Genomic DNA, 13,250 nt, shown 5'->3' on the forward strand with positions numbered 1-13,250 from the left:
CTCTCTGTGCCACACTCAAGAGCAGCCCAAGGAGGTGCGATGCGAGCATGGTGGTGGTTGTGGTGTCTGCTGTCGATATCGGCTCATGGCGAGACGCTGCGTCTCTACGACTATCATCAGCATCCCCCCTTCATGACCGGGGAGCAGAGCGGTCTGAGCCGGGATCTGGTCAAGTATCTCAATGAAAAGCTTGGCGGAGAACCCAAGCTGGAACTTTGGCTGGTGAATCGGGCCAGACTGGCGCTGGAGATGTCGGATCCCGGCTTCGACGGTCTGGTGGCCTGGGTCAATCCCGCCTGGGTGGGGGATCCCCAGCGCGAGCGCTACCTCTGGACCTTTCCCATCATGCGCGATACCAACGAGCTCATCTCAAGTGCCGACAGACCGGTCACCTATCGCGGGCCGGATTCGCTCAAGGGGATGACCTTCGGCGGCATCGAGGGGTACCACTATCAGGGGATCGACGAGGCGTCGGCCAGAGGCGATCTGGTGCGGGTGGATGCCAAGAAGGTCAAGACCAACTTCAGCCTGCTGGTGCGCGGCCGCATCGACGTGACCCTGGTGCCGGGCTCGGCGCTCACCTTCTTCACCCACGACCCCGCTTTCGAGGGCAAGCTGTTTGTCTCGCCCTTCGCCCAGTCCAGTTATACCCGCCACATACTGCTGCCAAAATCCCGCAGCGATCTGCATGACAGGCTGAACGACATCGCCGAGCAGATGGACCGGGATCCCAAGTGGCACGCCATCCTGGAGTCCTACCGCGGCAGACCCTGAGCGTCGGCGTTGCGGCGCAGATGGCGCCCGAGCCTGTGCAGCGGCAGCAGGCTCACCAGCAGGCCGGCCCAGACGAAGGCAAATCCCACCGATTTCACCGGATCCGGCGTCTCGCCAAACCAGAAGATGGCGAGCAGGAAGGCGAGGCTGGGCTCGATATATTGCAGCAGACCCACCGTGCTCATGCGGGTGCGCATCATGCCATAGCAGAACAGCCCCACCGGCAGCAGGGTGGCGGGGGCACTGCCCATCAGCAGCAGTCGCTCGGTCCAGTCACCGGCCATAAATTGGCTGGCGCCGCTCACCGCCAGAGCGCCGATGATCAGCAGGGCGACGGGCAGCTGCACCAGCGCCTCGAGGTAGAGGCTGACGCCGGCGTCATAGTGCACCTTCTTCTTGAGCAGGCCATAGAGGGCGAAGTTGGCCCCCATGACCAGGGAGAACCAGGGCAGCTGGCCGTAAGAAAAGAGCATGTAGGCCAGCCCCGCCAGGGCCAGCGCCACCGCCAGGTGTTTTTGCGGGGTGAGCTTCTCTTTGAGGAACAACACGGCGAAGACGATGTTGAACAGTGGCGTCATGAAGAAGGCGAGGCTGGTGGCCAGCACCTGACCGGTGGTGAGGCACCAGGTGAACATGCACCAGCTGATGGACATGACGGGGCCGGCCAGCAGGATGAGGCCGAGCTGGCGCGGTTCGCTGCGCAGCCGCGCCCAGGGCACCCGGTAGCCGACGACGAGGAACAGGATCCCCAGCAGCACCGCCGACCAGAGTACCCGGTGGGAGAGCAGCTCCCACATGTTGACCGCGGGCATGAACTGGTAATAGAGGGGCAGCATGCCCCACAGCACGAATGAGAGGGCCGCGCTGCCGGTGCCCATCCAGTTCTTCATCTCGCTCCGTTTATTAAATTAAACAAATGTGGCTGCATGATAAGTATCTGCTGAATCTTTCACAAGCAGGATCCGGCGGAAAACTCTGCTACTATCGGGCCCATGAACCGACTCGACAGTTTGTTTGCACAGATCCATGCCTGCCGCCTGTGCGAGGCACACTTGCCGCTCGGGCCCAGACCAGTGATCCGTGGCAGCGAGCACGCTCGCCTGCTGATCATCGGCCAGGCGCCCGGCACCCGGGTGCATGCCAGCGGCATCCCCTGGGACGACCCCTCCGGCGATCGCCTGCGCCAGTGGCTCGGAGTGGACAAGGCCACCTTCTACGATGAATCCCGCATCGCCATCATGCCGATGGGGCTCTGTTACCCCGGCAAGGGCAAGTCGGGGGATCTGCCGCCGCGCCCCGAATGTGCCCCCATCTGGCACGACAAGGTATTGATGCTGCTGCCCAACATCGAGCTGACCCTGCTCATCGGCCAGTATGCGCAAGGCCACTACCTGCGGGATGCGGCGAAGGGGTCGCTGACCGAGACGGTGCGCAGCTGGGCGAACTACGGTCCGGCCTGGTTGCCGCTGCCGCACCCGTCCCCGCGCAACACCTTCTGGCTCAAGAAGAACCCCTGGTTCGAGCAGGATGTGATCCCCCATCTGCAGCAAAGGGTCGCCCCGCTGCTGGGGTGACCCTCGTTGGCTAGAGCGCCGGCTCGGCCTGTGGTTTGGGCTTGCTGCGGGCCATGGCGATGAGCGGCAGTATGATGCACAGGCACCCCAGCAGCAGCGGCAGGCCCGGCTGCTCATCGAACAGCCACACCCCGATGGCGACCGCCATCAGCAGGCCGGTGTACTCCGCGGAGGCTATTTTGCTCGCCTCCGCCTTGCGATAGGCCACCACGCACAACCCCGCATAGACCATGATCAGCGCCGAAGAACCGAAGGCGGGCCACCACATCTGCCACTGCCAGTCGCCTCCTTCCCACCAGGCCAGCGCCAGGATGAAGGGCATGCTCAGCACGTTGGTAAAGAACAGGGTCTGGGCGATGGGCTGCTGGAGCGGGATCCGCTTGATCAGCAGATTGTTGAGCGCCATGGAGAGCGCTACCCCGAGTGCCGCCAGCGCCGCCCAGTTCACCTCGGTGGGGCGCAGCACGATCAGCACCCCGACAAAGCCGATGAAGGCGGTCAGCACCTTCTGGCGCGAGATGGCTTCCCCCGCCAGCCACACCGCCAGCGGCACCATCATCAGCGGCGCCGCATAGAAGAGGGCGTTGGCGGTGGCCAGCGGCAGCCGGGTGAGGGCGATCACCATCAGGCAGACGCCGATGGCCCAGATATGGGCGCGCAGCAGGTGCCACTTGAGCGCCACCGGCGGGTTGCGACGCCATGACCAGAGCAGCCAGGGAGTCAGCAGGATGGCGGCGGAGAGCTGGCGGAAGAAGACAAACTGAAATACCGGCTGATCCGGCTCCAGCACCTTGACCAGCGCGTCGGAAAAGACCGCCACCATATTGCCCAGCACCAGATAAAGGATGCCGATCCCCACTGCGTTCATGCTACCTCCTGTGTCAGATGAGGGAAGGGTAGCCCGCGCTTCGTTATCCAGTAAAATGATAAAAAGTCACCATGCATGAGAATTTTGGATAATGAAGCTGCCTCCCCTGCGCGCCGTTCAATACTTCGAAGTGGTTGCCCGCCTGCTCAGCTTTTCCCGCGCGGCCCTTGAGCTGAACGTCAGCCAGAGCGCGGTCAGCCATCAGATCCGCCTGCTGGAGGATTTTCTGGGGGAACGGCTGCTGCTGCGTCAGGGGCGGCTGCTGTCGCTGACGGCGCAGGGGGAGGTCTATTTCGAGGGGATCTCCGCCGGGCTAGGCCAGATTGCCCAGAGCAGCGAGCAACTGCGCGGCGGCGGCGAGATGCGGCTGCGGCTCGCGGTCTACAGCTCGTTTGCGGTGAAGTGGCTGATCCCGCGCCTGGCGGGGTTGCGCCAGCTCTACCCCGAGCTGGATCTCAGCCTGGAGATGGTGGCGGAGGATCCCGAACTCTCCGATCGGGTGGCGGACTGCTTCATCACCGTCTCGCCCCATGGTCGGGGCTATTGTCATGATCTCATCTACCGGGAGCGGCTCTTCCCGGTCTGCAGTCGCCGCTTGCTGCAGCAGGTGGAGGGGGAGTGGCCGGACGCAATCTGGCAACTGCCGTTGCTGTCGGTGCAGTCCATCTACAAGGCGCGGGGAGAGGATTGGCAGCGTTGGGCCAAGGCCGGGGGATTGGTGATACCGGCGGAGGCGCGGATGCACCACTTCAGCCATGTGTTGCTGGCGATGGAGGCTGCGGCCTGGGATCAGGGGGTGGCATTCGTGAACGACTACATGCTGCGACCGGATGATCCCCAGCTGGTGGCCTTGCCGGTACACCAGTTGGAGACGGGGGATGCTTTCTACTTTACCTGCAAGCGCTCGCGGGCCCATGAGCCTGCCATCGGCCGGCTGCGCCAATGGCTGATGATGGAGACACGCCAGAGCATGCCTCTCTAGGCTCAGGCTTTCTTGAACTGGCTCAGCACAAACAGGCTGGTGGCGCAGACCACCACCGACGGGCTGGGATGTGGAGTGACCTGATTACAAGGATCAGGCCACTTTAGGCTCAGGCTTTCTTGAACTGGCTCAGCACAAACAGGCTGGTGGCACAGACCACGACAGACGGGCCTGCCGGCGTGTCCTGATACCAGGAGAGCAACAGCCCGCCGAGTACGGCAAGGCAGCCGATGAGGGCGGCGAAGCCGGCCATCTGCTCCGGTGTCCGGCTGAAGCGGCGGGCGGTTGCCGCAGGGATGATCAGCAAGGAGGTGATGATCAGCGCCCCGACGAACTTCATCGCCACCGCGATCACCAATCCGATCAGCAGCATCAGCACGCAGCGCAGCACATCGACCCTGACTCCTTCCACCCGGGCCAGCTCTTCCGAGATGGTCATGGAGAGCAGGGGATCCCACAGCCGCCACAGGGTGAGCAGCACCAGGGCGCCGCCGCCGTAGATCCAGATCAAGTCCATCGGTTGCACCGAGAGCAGGTCGCCAAACAGGTAGGCCATCAGATCTACCCGCACGTTGTCCATGAAGCTCAGGGTGACCAGACCGAGCGACAGGGCGCTGTGGGCCAGGATGCCGAGCAGGGTATCGGTGGCCACCTGCTGGTTGCGGCTCATGATCACCAGCAGCATGGCCATGGCGAGACAGCAGACCACCACCGCCAGGGTGAGATCCACCTGCAGCAGGATGCCGAGCGCGATGCCGAACAGGCAGGCGTGGGAGAGGGTGTCGCCAAAATAGGCCATCTTGCGCCACACCACGAAACTGCCGAGGGGGCCGGCCAGCAGGGCGATGCCGAGGCCGGCCGCGAGGGCGTATAACAGAAAGCTGTCCACTTGATGATCCTGTCGGGTACGTTATTGATTGCGGGAGGGCAGGCGAATGACGGGGGCCTGCGGTTCATGATGATGGTGTTCGCCGTCGCAGTGATGATGGTGGGTGTAGACCGCCAGCACCTCCTGCTCCGGTCGGCCGAACAGACGGGCAAACTCGGGGTGGCGGGCCACGCTCTCCGGTTCGCCGTGACAGCAGACGTGGCGATTGAGGCAGATCACCTCGTGGGTGCTGGCCATCACCAGATGCAGGTCGTGGGAGACCATCAGCACGGCGCAGTTGAACTCGGCGGCCAGCTGGCTGATGAGGGCGTAGAGCTCGATCTGGCCGTTGATGTCCACCCCTTGCACCGGTTCGTCCAGCACCAGCAGCTCGGGCTTGACCAGCAGGGCACGGGCCAGCAGCACCCGCTGCATTTCGCCGCCGGAGAGCTTCTGCATCCGGTTGTCCAGTAGATCTTCCGCGCCGACCCGGCCCAGTGCCTCCGCGATGGAGAGGCGACCATTCTTGCCAAGCTGCAGGAAACGACGCACCGTCAGCGGCAGGGTGGGATCCAGATAGAGGCGCTGGGGCACATAGCCAACCCGCAGGTCGCGGCTGCGGGTGATTTGGCCCGAATCCGGCGTGAGCAGGCCCAATACCAGCTTGCTCAGGGTACTCTTGCCCGCCCCGTTGGGGCCGACCAGGGTAGTGATTTTGCCTTTGTTCAGGGTAAAGGAGACCTTGTCGAGCACGAGTCGTCCATCAAATGAAAGACAGACCTCTTTCAGCTCCACCAGTTGGGTCATGACAGCTCCGGGGTTTACAGCCTGTGAGAGTTATAATATAACAATAACGTTGGTTTGTTATATTATCACACACACACTTCCTGACGAGATCTCTATGCGAATTCTTGCCCTGATCACTGCCCTGCTGGCGGTGAGTCTGCCTGTCCGTGCCCTCGAGGTGCTGACCACCATCAAGCCGCTGGGTTTCATCGCGGCAGCCATCACCGACGGCGTGAGTGAGCCCAAGGTGCTGCTGCCGACCGGCGCCTCGCCCCATGATTTCTCCCTGCGCCCCTCCGACATTCGCAGCATCAATGAGGCCGATCTGGTGGTGTGGGTCGGCCCCGAGCTGGAAGGTTTCATGGCCAAGCCGCTGGCCAAACATCCCCATGTGCTGACCCTGACCCGGGTGGAAGGGATGCCGCTGTTTGATTACAGCAAGCAGGCCGGTCATGAAGAGCACGCCGACGAGGCGCATGAAGGCCATGACCACGACGGTCATGAGGGGCACCACCACGAGGGCGTCGACCCCCACATCTGGCTGGGTCCGACCCAGGCGCTGGTCATCGCCAATGCCCTGAGCGAAACCCTGAGCGCTCAGGATCCTGCCAACGCCGAGCGTTATCGCGCCAACCTGCTCACTTTCAAGGCCAAGGTGGAGGCCAAGGACAAGGTGATCGCCGAGCAGATGAAGGCGGTGAACCAGAAGGGCTACTTCGTGTTTCATGAAGCCTATGGCTACTGGGAGCGCCACTATGGCATGAGCTCCAAGGGCCACTTCACCGTGAGCCCGGAGCGACGCCCTGGTGCCAAGACTCTGGTGGAGATCCGCAAGGCGCTGGAAGAGAAAAAAGCGAGCTGCATCTATGCCGAGCCGCAGTTCTCGCCGGCGGTGATCGAGTCGGTCGCCCGCAATACTGGCGCCAAGGTGCTGCTGCTGGATGAAGTGGGTGAACAGGTGCCGCTCGGCCCGGATGGCTATCCCCGCTTCATGCAGCAGCTGGCCGACGCCTTCGCCGAGTGCCGTTGACCACGTCGCAGCGCCGCGTGCCCGCCGCTGGGGCCGCCAGAGGCAACTATACTGACCTCCAGCATCTTGCAGGGAGTGTCTTGTATGAAATGGCTGCTCGTTCCCACCTGCACGCTGGCGCTCTGTTGCACCGGCGTGCAGGCTTCCCGCCTCTCCGAATACATGGCCAGCCCTGCACTGCAGGCAAAATTGCAGGAGGTCTATGGCGGTCGAGCCCTCCAGCGGGCAGAAGCCTTCTCACGTCTGCTGACGCCAAGGGCCGGCACCACGGATCAGCAGAAGATCGAGCTGGTCAACAACTACTTCAACAACCTGACCTACAGCGAGGATCCCAAGTTATGGGGGATGGAAGATTACTGGGCCAACCCGCTGGAGTTTATCGGTGCCCGTGGTGGCGACTGCGAGGATTACAGCATCTCCAAGTACTACACATTGATGGAGCTTGGGGTGGACGAGAAGAAGCTGCGGCTGGCTTACGTCAAGGCAGTCAAGTACAACCAGTTCCACATGGTGACGCTCTACTTCGCGACCCCCAAGTCGGATCCGCTGGTGCTCGACAACATCAACAACCGGATCCTGCCCGGCAGCAAGCGGACCGATCTTATCCCCGTCTACAGTTTTGATGCCAAGAGCATCTGGATCATGAAGTCCCGCCGCGAAGGAACCCTGGCAGGCAGTGCCGACAGGCTGGCGCAGTGGACTTCGATGAAGACCCGCTTCTCCAGCGAGCAGTTGCGCTCCCCCCGCCGTCAGCTATAGCTTGCCCGCCGCTTTCAGCTCCTCGAAATATTTTGCCGCGCCCGGATGCTGTTCGATGCTCAGCACCGGGCCGGTTTTATTGCGCGCCTGGTGAAACAGGTTGGCGTAACCGTAGGTTTGCTCATTGAACCTGGTTTGCTGGGCCAGCATGGCCCGGGTCAGGCGGTAAACGTCGGCCTGTGGCGTGCTGGCGGTGGTGACCAGGGTGGCGGCGATGGCAAAGGTCGGCGTCGCCTTGAGGTTGCCCGGATAGATACGCGCAGGGATCTGGCTGCGTTGGTAATACTTGACCCCCTTGAGCAGCTGATCCCGGGTAGCCCCCTCGATCGGCAGGAAACGCACGGGGCAGCGTTTGGCTGTATCCAGCACGATGCGGTTGGGGTGACCCATCACCAGGCCATAGGCGTCGATCTGTTTGCTGCACAGGGACTCGGCCAGATTGGCCACGCTCTTGAGATCGAGATCCTGCTCCTTGGCACCCAGCACGTTGAACAGGGCGAGCGCCGTCTGGCGGGTGCCGGAACTCTTGAGTCCCATGTCGATGGGGGCCAGCTTGAGTTGCTCCAGGCTGGTGATGTCGCCGTCGGCCCTCACCACTATGGTAAAGGGCTCGGCGTGAGTGGCGAAGATGGCCCTGAGCTCTGGTTGCGGCTGACTGGCATATGGACCCAGGCCGTTACTGGCCTGGTAGAGCCAGTCCGACTGCACCAGCGCATAGCTTGTTTCGCCGCTTTTCAGTTGGCGCAGATTTTCGATGGAGCCCGAGGTCGCCTGCGGCTTGCACTGCAGTCCGGCATCGCTCTTGTTGGCCAGCCGGCAGAACTCTTTGGCGATCTGGTGATAGATCCCCTGTTCACCGCCGGTGGCTATGGTGGTGGGGTTGGCCAGCAGCGGCAGTGGCCACAGCAGGGCGAGCAACAATCCGGTCCTGTTCATCATGCCTCCTTGCCGGCGTAGCCATCGATGCCCCAGTTGCGCAGGGTGTCGATATCCTGAATGTCGCCGGCCTCCGCCAGCAGGGTGTAGCCCGCACTGTGCAGGCACTGGGCCACCAAGTTCCAGTAGAGCGGGGCCTGGGTCGGCTGGCAGCTGATAAAAACGGGATTGATGGGGTCGAGCTGATTGAAGGTCTCGTTGGTCATCGGGATGGCGCTGAAGGCCATCTCCACCCCTTGTTCCTGCAAGGCGGCCAGCCGCTCCTGGGCAAGGGGTGGCACATGTTCCTGATCCCAGCGCCAGTCGAGGGTCTTGCCTCTGCCCTTGGCCAGCAGAGGTGCGAATTGTGCCCAGTCGGGGTGGCCGAGCAGGCTGAGCGGCAGCTGCAATCCCTCGACTGCATGGTGCAGCCAGAGATCGAGCAGGTGCCGGAGCTCGTCCGGTGAACTGTTCAGTGACGGGGTGACTTCCGGAATGAGGCGGCTGTAGAGACGAATGCTGCCCTGGGTCGAGAAGAAGTGTTGTTGCAACAGCCCCTCTCCTGCGCAGGTCAGAGTTTGCAGCTGCTCATTGACCATGGGGATCTGTTTGCCGAGATGGCTTATCTTGAGCCGTTGCTGCAGCAGATCCCGCTTGCGTTCAGACACCAGCTGGTTGACCGAGCCGGCCAGCTCCTTGAGATCCTGTAGCCAGGGAGCGTCCAGGGTGCCACTGAACTGGCGCTTGCGGATCTTCACCAGTTGCAGATTGATCTGCTCGAGCGGGCGCAGCAGCCGTTTGCAGACCCAGGAGATCACCAGGGTGAACACCAGCAGACCTGCCACCAGGGCCGTGCCGGTACGGCTGATCGCATTCCACAGATGCTGGTAGGCATAGCCCGTGTGCCCTTCCAGAGTGAGGGTGCCCAGCATGCGCCAGCCATCGGTCAGTTCCTGCTCAATTTTTACCGGCGGCATGTCGATAACAGAAGGGAGCCAGGTCGGCACGTTCTGTTGCGCGGTGTGGAAGATCTTCTGAAACAGCACCTGGCCATCCGGATCCAGCAGGGTGACCGCGCTGACGAAGCCTCCATCGAACATGGCGTTGACTATGGTCTCGGCCAGTACCTTGTCATCGTTGAGCAGGGTGCCTTGCAGCACCAGCCCGAGGGCGGTGATGGCGGTTTCCAGGTTGGCGGACATCTGATCGAGGATGGATTGCCGTACCGTGGTGACTTCCAGCATGAACAGCAGGACGGCGCCAATCAGGAACAAAATCAGGATGATTTGATTTAACAGTTTCGCTAACGACATATCCACTCCATGGAAAAGTTACCGCAACATGTTGAAACCTGGGGTCGGACGTGAGCTGACCCGGCTCTTAAAAATAGGAAAAAATGGTTAAAAAAGACGATCATTTCTGCCCATGAAGGAATGTTATGCATAAAATGTGAGGTTCATGCAGATTGCTATGAACTAATTGTGAGTATTTAGGTCAAACAATCAGTTTTATACGGTTTCATAACAAACAGACTGACCACTAACACCCTTGGATCTAATGACAGGATAGCGGATGAAACGTCTCCGTCCCTTGGTAGCGCAGGCCGCCAATTGGGAACCCCCGGTTCCCCGCAAACACTTTTACGCCATGCTACTGCTGACGGCCATGACGCTGTCGGCGGTAGCCATATTGCCAGCCCCGGGTGACATCCTGGAGCGGCCGCTGCGACTGGAGTTGCCGATCGCCACCAATGGCACCGCAACCAACGAAGACAATACGGACTTCAACGACATCCCGGATCACGAGCTGGTAGAAGCCGCGACGCCGGAAGATGATATCCCGGCCGACGCCACCCCCCAGTGGCAGGATTACCGGGTGCGCAATGGCGAGAATCTGACCACCATCTTCAACAACCTGGGTCTCTCCACCACCACCCTCTACAAGGTGCTGGATGCCGACACCAAGAACAATCTGGCACGGCTCAAGCCGGGCCAGACCATCGAGCTGCTGATCGATCAGGACAACATACTGCAGCAGATGAAGATCCGCCTGAACATCAAGCAGACCCTGGTGCTGGAGCGTACCGACGACACCTACAGCGCAAACATGCTCAATGAAGAGGTGGAGTGGCAGAAGAAGAGCTATGACGGCGTCATCAATGGCAGCTTCTATGTGAGTGCCCGCAATGCGGGGGTCCCGGCCAACCATATCCAGAAAATTGCCAACCTGTTCCAGTGGCGGCTCAACTTCGCCAAAGATCTGAAAAAGGGCGACAAGTTCAAGGTGCTGGTGCGCCAGGAGACGGTCGAAGGCAAGAGCACAGGCAACACCCAGCTGCTCGGGGTGGAAGTGTTCAGTCAGGGTCAGAATGTCTCCGCCTGGCTGTCCGAAGATGGCAATTACTACGATGGGCAGGGCAACAGCCTGGAGCGCGGTTTCCGCCGTTACCCGACCCACAGCCGCTACCGGGTCAGCTCCAGCTTCAACCCGAATCGCCGTCACCCGATCACCGGCCAGGTGCGGCCTCACGAGGGCACCGACTTTGCCCTGCCGGTCGGCACCCCCGTGATGGCGACCGGTGACGGTGTCGTGCTAAAGGCGACCAGCCACCCGCTGGCCGGCACCTATGTGGTGATCAAACACGGTCGCACCCTGATGACCCGTTACCTGCACCTGAGCAAGCTGTTGGTCAAACCTGGCCAGAAGGTGAAGATGGGTGACAAGATTGCCCTCTCCGGCAACACGGGTCGCTCCACCGGCGCTCACCTGCACTACGAAGTGCGGATCAACAACCGCCCGGTGGATGCCATGAAGGTCAAGCTGCCGATGGCGGAGCCGCTCTCCGGCAAGGAGAAACGCCAGTTCCTCGCCAAGGTGAAGAGCTATCGCAAGGAGATGGAGGCCGGTTGATGCCTCTCTCGCCGACATAAAAAGGCCCCGCCACGCTGGCGGGGCCTTTTTGTTGGCTGGCGGCCATCAATAGCCCTTATCGAAGTCGATCTTGCCGTCCAGCGGTTGGCCATCGATGAAGCGGATGTAGTTGCGCACGAAGATCTGGGCCACGTCCTCGGGGAAGCTGTAAGCGCTGTTGTGCGGCGTGACGATGAGGTTGGGCTGGCCCCAGAGCGGGCTGTCGGCGGGCAGCGGCTCCTGCGCGAATACGTCCAGCACCGCCATCCCCAGCTTGCCGGTGCGCAGTGCCGTGAGCAGATCCCCTTCGTGGATGGCGTTGCCGCGCCCCACGTTGAACAAGATGGCTCCCGGCTTGCAGTGCTCGAAACGGGCGGCGGTGAAGAGGTGATGGGTCTCGCGGGTGGCGGGCAGCACGCTGACGATGACGTCGGCCTGCGCCAGCATCTTGTTGAGGGCGGGCAGCTGATATACCTGGTCGAAACCAGCCCGTTCGCGACCACCGCGGCTGACGCCGAGCACCTTCATGCCGAAGTGCTTGCCGGTGTGGGCGATGTGCTGGCCTATGCTGCCGGTGCCCAGGATCAGCAAGGTGCGTCCCTTGAGACCGTGATAGGGGTGGCTCTGCCACAGCCGCTGCTTCTGCTGTTCCCGGTAGAGGGGGATCTGGCGCATCAGGCTGAGCAGATGACCGAACACGTACTCGCTCATCAGCGGGCCGAAGATGCCGCGCACATTGGTGAGCTGGTAGTCACGGCGGCAGCTGGCATCCAGCAGCACGTCGACCCCGGCGTAGGTGGATTGCAGCCAGCTGAGTTTGCTGGCCTTGGCCAGCAGCGGTTTGGCGCGCGCCGGTTCGGCCATCAGGATGTGGGCCTCGCCGATCACTTTTTCGGCGTCGCTCTGGTTGTCGGCTCTCAGAATGCGCAGATGAGGGAGGTGGGCCGCCTTGAGCAGGCGCTCGTAGTGAGCATTGTCCTGGCTGAGCAAAAGAAGGGTACGTTGACTCATACTCTTGTTCCTTATCAGATTTGCGGCGCGGGAGAGAGGCCGCTCTGCCTTCATCTTACCCGAGTTGACCGGCCAACATAGCCGACCAGGCCGCTTTTTCGTTTTCGCGCGGCCCCTCGTGGGCTACAATCTGCCCCACATTTTGCAAAGGATCCGACTCCAGTGTTTGGTGACAAGTTTTATAAGCGACTGGCCGAGCTACAGCCTTGGCAACAGACGGTCTACACCCTGGCGCTGGCAGAGCGCATGTACCCCAACTATGCGCTGTTTTCCCAGGCCTCCGGTTTCGGGGATGCGAAGGCATTTCGTCACGCCCTGGATCAGATGTGGAACTACCTGACGGTGAAAGGATCCCGGGTCAATCTGGGGGCGATTCTGGAAGCGTTCGAAGTCTACATTCCGGAACCCAGCAAGTTCGAATCCTACGGCGCCTATCCGGCGCTGGATGCCTGTGTCGCCTTGGGCTGCGCCTACAACTCGGTGATCTGCCGGGTGGGGGAAGAGGCCAACGACGCCAGCCATGCCTCGGTAGGTACGGTCGCCGGTTTCATCGAGATGCTGGAAGAGCGCGAACTCACCGACGAGGAGCTCTACGAGCACGAATACATGGAGGCCGAGCTGGAGTTCCAGGTCGAGCTGCTCAAGCGGGTGGCCCACGAGCGTGACAGCGACCGCATCCTGGCCGTGCGTGCCTTCGCCGCCCAGGACGGTGTCTCCAATATCGGCATCAGCCTGGAAGAGTGATCCCGCTCGCCTCGGCCCATAAAAAAAGC

At 61.7% G+C, this 13,250-nt stretch carries 14 protein-coding genes; 7 read left to right on the plus strand and 7 right to left on the minus strand.

Annotated features, from left to right (window positions below; translation table 11 throughout):
- The first annotated feature begins 39 nt into the window (after window positions 1-39).
- Complete coding sequence (locus ACB033_RS11725; protein WP_005305238.1) at window positions 40-774, plus strand: ABC transporter substrate-binding protein; 735 nt, start codon at window positions 40-42, stop codon at window positions 772-774.
- On the opposite strand, the gene rarD is transcribed toward ACB033_RS11725, so the two are convergent.
- A complete protein-coding gene (gene rarD / locus ACB033_RS11730) occupies window positions 756-1,664 on the minus strand; it encodes an EamA family transporter RarD (protein WP_139430670.1) in 909 nt (302 codons plus the stop codon). The two genes, ACB033_RS11725 and rarD, sit on opposite strands and share 19 nt — an antisense overlap.
- Before the next feature lie 102 nt (window positions 1,665-1,766).
- On the opposite strand from rarD, the gene ACB033_RS11735 reads away from it, so the two are divergent.
- Window positions 1,767-2,348, plus strand: coding sequence for a uracil-DNA glycosylase family protein (locus tag ACB033_RS11735; protein WP_337077052.1), 582 nt, complete (start codon window positions 1,767-1,769; stop codon window positions 2,346-2,348).
- Window positions 2,349-2,358: 10 nt separating this feature from the next.
- Here the strand turns inward: ACB033_RS11735 and ACB033_RS11740 are convergent, their stop codons facing one another.
- A complete protein-coding gene (locus tag ACB033_RS11740) occupies window positions 2,359-3,216 on the minus strand; it encodes a DMT family transporter (protein WP_005305226.1) in 858 nt (285 codons plus the stop codon).
- A 91-nt stretch (window positions 3,217-3,307) separates the two neighbouring features.
- On the opposite strand from ACB033_RS11740, the gene ACB033_RS11745 reads away from it, so the two are divergent.
- Window positions 3,308-4,198 carry a LysR substrate-binding domain-containing protein gene (locus ACB033_RS11745; protein WP_117405547.1) on the plus strand — a complete coding sequence of 297 codons (891 nt, stop codon included), beginning with the start codon at window positions 3,308-3,310 and terminating at the stop codon, window positions 4,196-4,198.
- 109 nt (window positions 4,199-4,307) lie between these two features.
- Here ACB033_RS11745 and znuB read toward each other — a convergent pair whose 3' ends face one another.
- Window positions 4,308-5,087 (minus strand): zinc ABC transporter permease subunit ZnuB, encoded by a 780-nt coding sequence (znuB, locus tag ACB033_RS11750; RefSeq protein WP_010636072.1) that lies wholly within the window; start codon window positions 5,085-5,087, stop codon window positions 4,308-4,310.
- Between the two features lie 21 nt (window positions 5,088-5,108).
- Entirely contained in the window at window positions 5,109-5,873 is a 765-nt protein-coding gene (gene znuC / locus ACB033_RS11755; protein WP_139724948.1) for a zinc ABC transporter ATP-binding protein ZnuC, read from the minus strand.
- A gap of 94 nt (window positions 5,874-5,967) precedes the next feature.
- Here znuC and znuA point away from each other — a divergent pair, with 94 nt between their 5' ends.
- Window positions 5,968-6,882: a zinc ABC transporter substrate-binding protein ZnuA gene (gene znuA, locus ACB033_RS11760; protein WP_017778339.1), complete on the plus strand. Its 915-nt coding sequence runs from the start codon at window positions 5,968-5,970 to the stop codon at window positions 6,880-6,882.
- A gap of 84 nt (window positions 6,883-6,966) precedes the next feature.
- Complete coding sequence (locus ACB033_RS11765; protein WP_139724947.1) at window positions 6,967-7,641, plus strand: transglutaminase-like cysteine peptidase; 675 nt, start codon at window positions 6,967-6,969, stop codon at window positions 7,639-7,641.
- On the opposite strand, the gene ACB033_RS11770 is transcribed toward ACB033_RS11765, so the two are convergent.
- A complete protein-coding gene (locus ACB033_RS11770) occupies window positions 7,636-8,577 on the minus strand; it encodes a TAXI family TRAP transporter solute-binding subunit (RefSeq protein ID WP_017765337.1) in 942 nt (313 codons plus the stop codon). The genes ACB033_RS11765 and ACB033_RS11770 overlap by 6 nt on opposite strands.
- Window positions 8,577-9,869 (minus strand): LapD/MoxY N-terminal periplasmic domain-containing protein, encoded by a 1,293-nt coding sequence (locus tag ACB033_RS11775; protein ID WP_139724944.1) that lies wholly within the window; start codon window positions 9,867-9,869, stop codon window positions 8,577-8,579. The genes ACB033_RS11770 and ACB033_RS11775 overlap by 1 nt, the downstream gene beginning before the upstream one ends.
- A 259-nt stretch (window positions 9,870-10,128) precedes the next feature.
- Here ACB033_RS11775 and mepM point away from each other — a divergent pair, with 259 nt between their 5' ends.
- A complete protein-coding gene (gene mepM, locus ACB033_RS11780; RefSeq protein WP_139724942.1) occupies window positions 10,129-11,466 on the plus strand; it encodes a murein DD-endopeptidase MepM in 1,338 nt (445 codons plus the stop codon).
- A 66-nt stretch (window positions 11,467-11,532) separates the two neighbouring features.
- Here mepM and ACB033_RS11785 read toward each other — a convergent pair whose 3' ends face one another.
- On the minus strand, window positions 11,533-12,477 hold the full coding sequence (locus ACB033_RS11785) for a D-2-hydroxyacid dehydrogenase (protein WP_371140531.1): 945 nt from the start codon (window positions 12,475-12,477) through the stop codon (window positions 11,533-11,535).
- 162 nt (window positions 12,478-12,639) lie between these two features.
- Between ACB033_RS11785 and ACB033_RS11790 the strand changes: the two genes are divergently transcribed.
- The gene (locus tag ACB033_RS11790) at window positions 12,640-13,221 is read left to right on the plus strand and encodes a YjaG family protein (RefSeq protein ID WP_319907005.1); all 582 of its coding nucleotides are present in this window, start codon (window positions 12,640-12,642) and stop codon (window positions 13,219-13,221) included.
- Window positions 13,222-13,250: the final 29 nt, after the last annotated feature.

Source organism: Aeromonas sp. S15(2024) (assembly GCF_041402265.1).
In the GTDB taxonomy this organism is placed as follows: domain Bacteria; phylum Pseudomonadota; class Gammaproteobacteria; order Enterobacterales; family Aeromonadaceae; genus Aeromonas; species Aeromonas dhakensis.

Excerpts from the sequence above, each read along its gene's own strand:
- mepM (WP_139724942.1), top strand. The coding sequence starts at position 10,129 with ATGAAACGTCTCCGTCCCTTGGTAGCGCAGGCCGCCAATTGGGAACCC.
- ACB033_RS11740 (WP_005305226.1), bottom strand. The coding sequence starts at position 3,216 with ATGAACGCAGTGGGGATCGGCATCCTTTATCTGGTGCTGGGCAATATG.
- ACB033_RS11770 (WP_017765337.1), bottom strand. The coding sequence starts at position 8,577 with ATGAACAGGACCGGATTGTTGCTCGCCCTGCTGTGGCCACTGCCGCTG.
- ACB033_RS11785 (WP_371140531.1), bottom strand. The coding sequence starts at position 12,477 with ATGAGTCAACGTACCCTTCTTTTGCTCAGCCAGGACAATGCTCACTAC.
- ACB033_RS11765 (WP_139724947.1), top strand. The coding sequence starts at position 6,967 with ATGAAATGGCTGCTCGTTCCCACCTGCACGCTGGCGCTCTGTTGCACC.
- ACB033_RS11735 (WP_337077052.1), top strand. The coding sequence starts at position 1,767 with ATGAACCGACTCGACAGTTTGTTTGCACAGATCCATGCCTGCCGCCTG.
- ACB033_RS11725 (WP_005305238.1), top strand. The coding sequence starts at position 40 with ATGCGAGCATGGTGGTGGTTGTGGTGTCTGCTGTCGATATCGGCTCAT.
- rarD (WP_139430670.1), bottom strand. The coding sequence starts at position 1,664 with ATGAAGAACTGGATGGGCACCGGCAGCGCGGCCCTCTCATTCGTGCTG.
- znuA (WP_017778339.1), top strand. The coding sequence starts at position 5,968 with ATGCGAATTCTTGCCCTGATCACTGCCCTGCTGGCGGTGAGTCTGCCT.
- ACB033_RS11775 (WP_139724944.1), bottom strand. The coding sequence starts at position 9,869 with ATGTCGTTAGCGAAACTGTTAAATCAAATCATCCTGATTTTGTTCCTG.
- ACB033_RS11745 (WP_117405547.1), top strand. The coding sequence starts at position 3,308 with ATGAAGCTGCCTCCCCTGCGCGCCGTTCAATACTTCGAAGTGGTTGCC.
- znuC (WP_139724948.1), bottom strand. The coding sequence starts at position 5,873 with ATGACCCAACTGGTGGAGCTGAAAGAGGTCTGTCTTTCATTTGATGGA.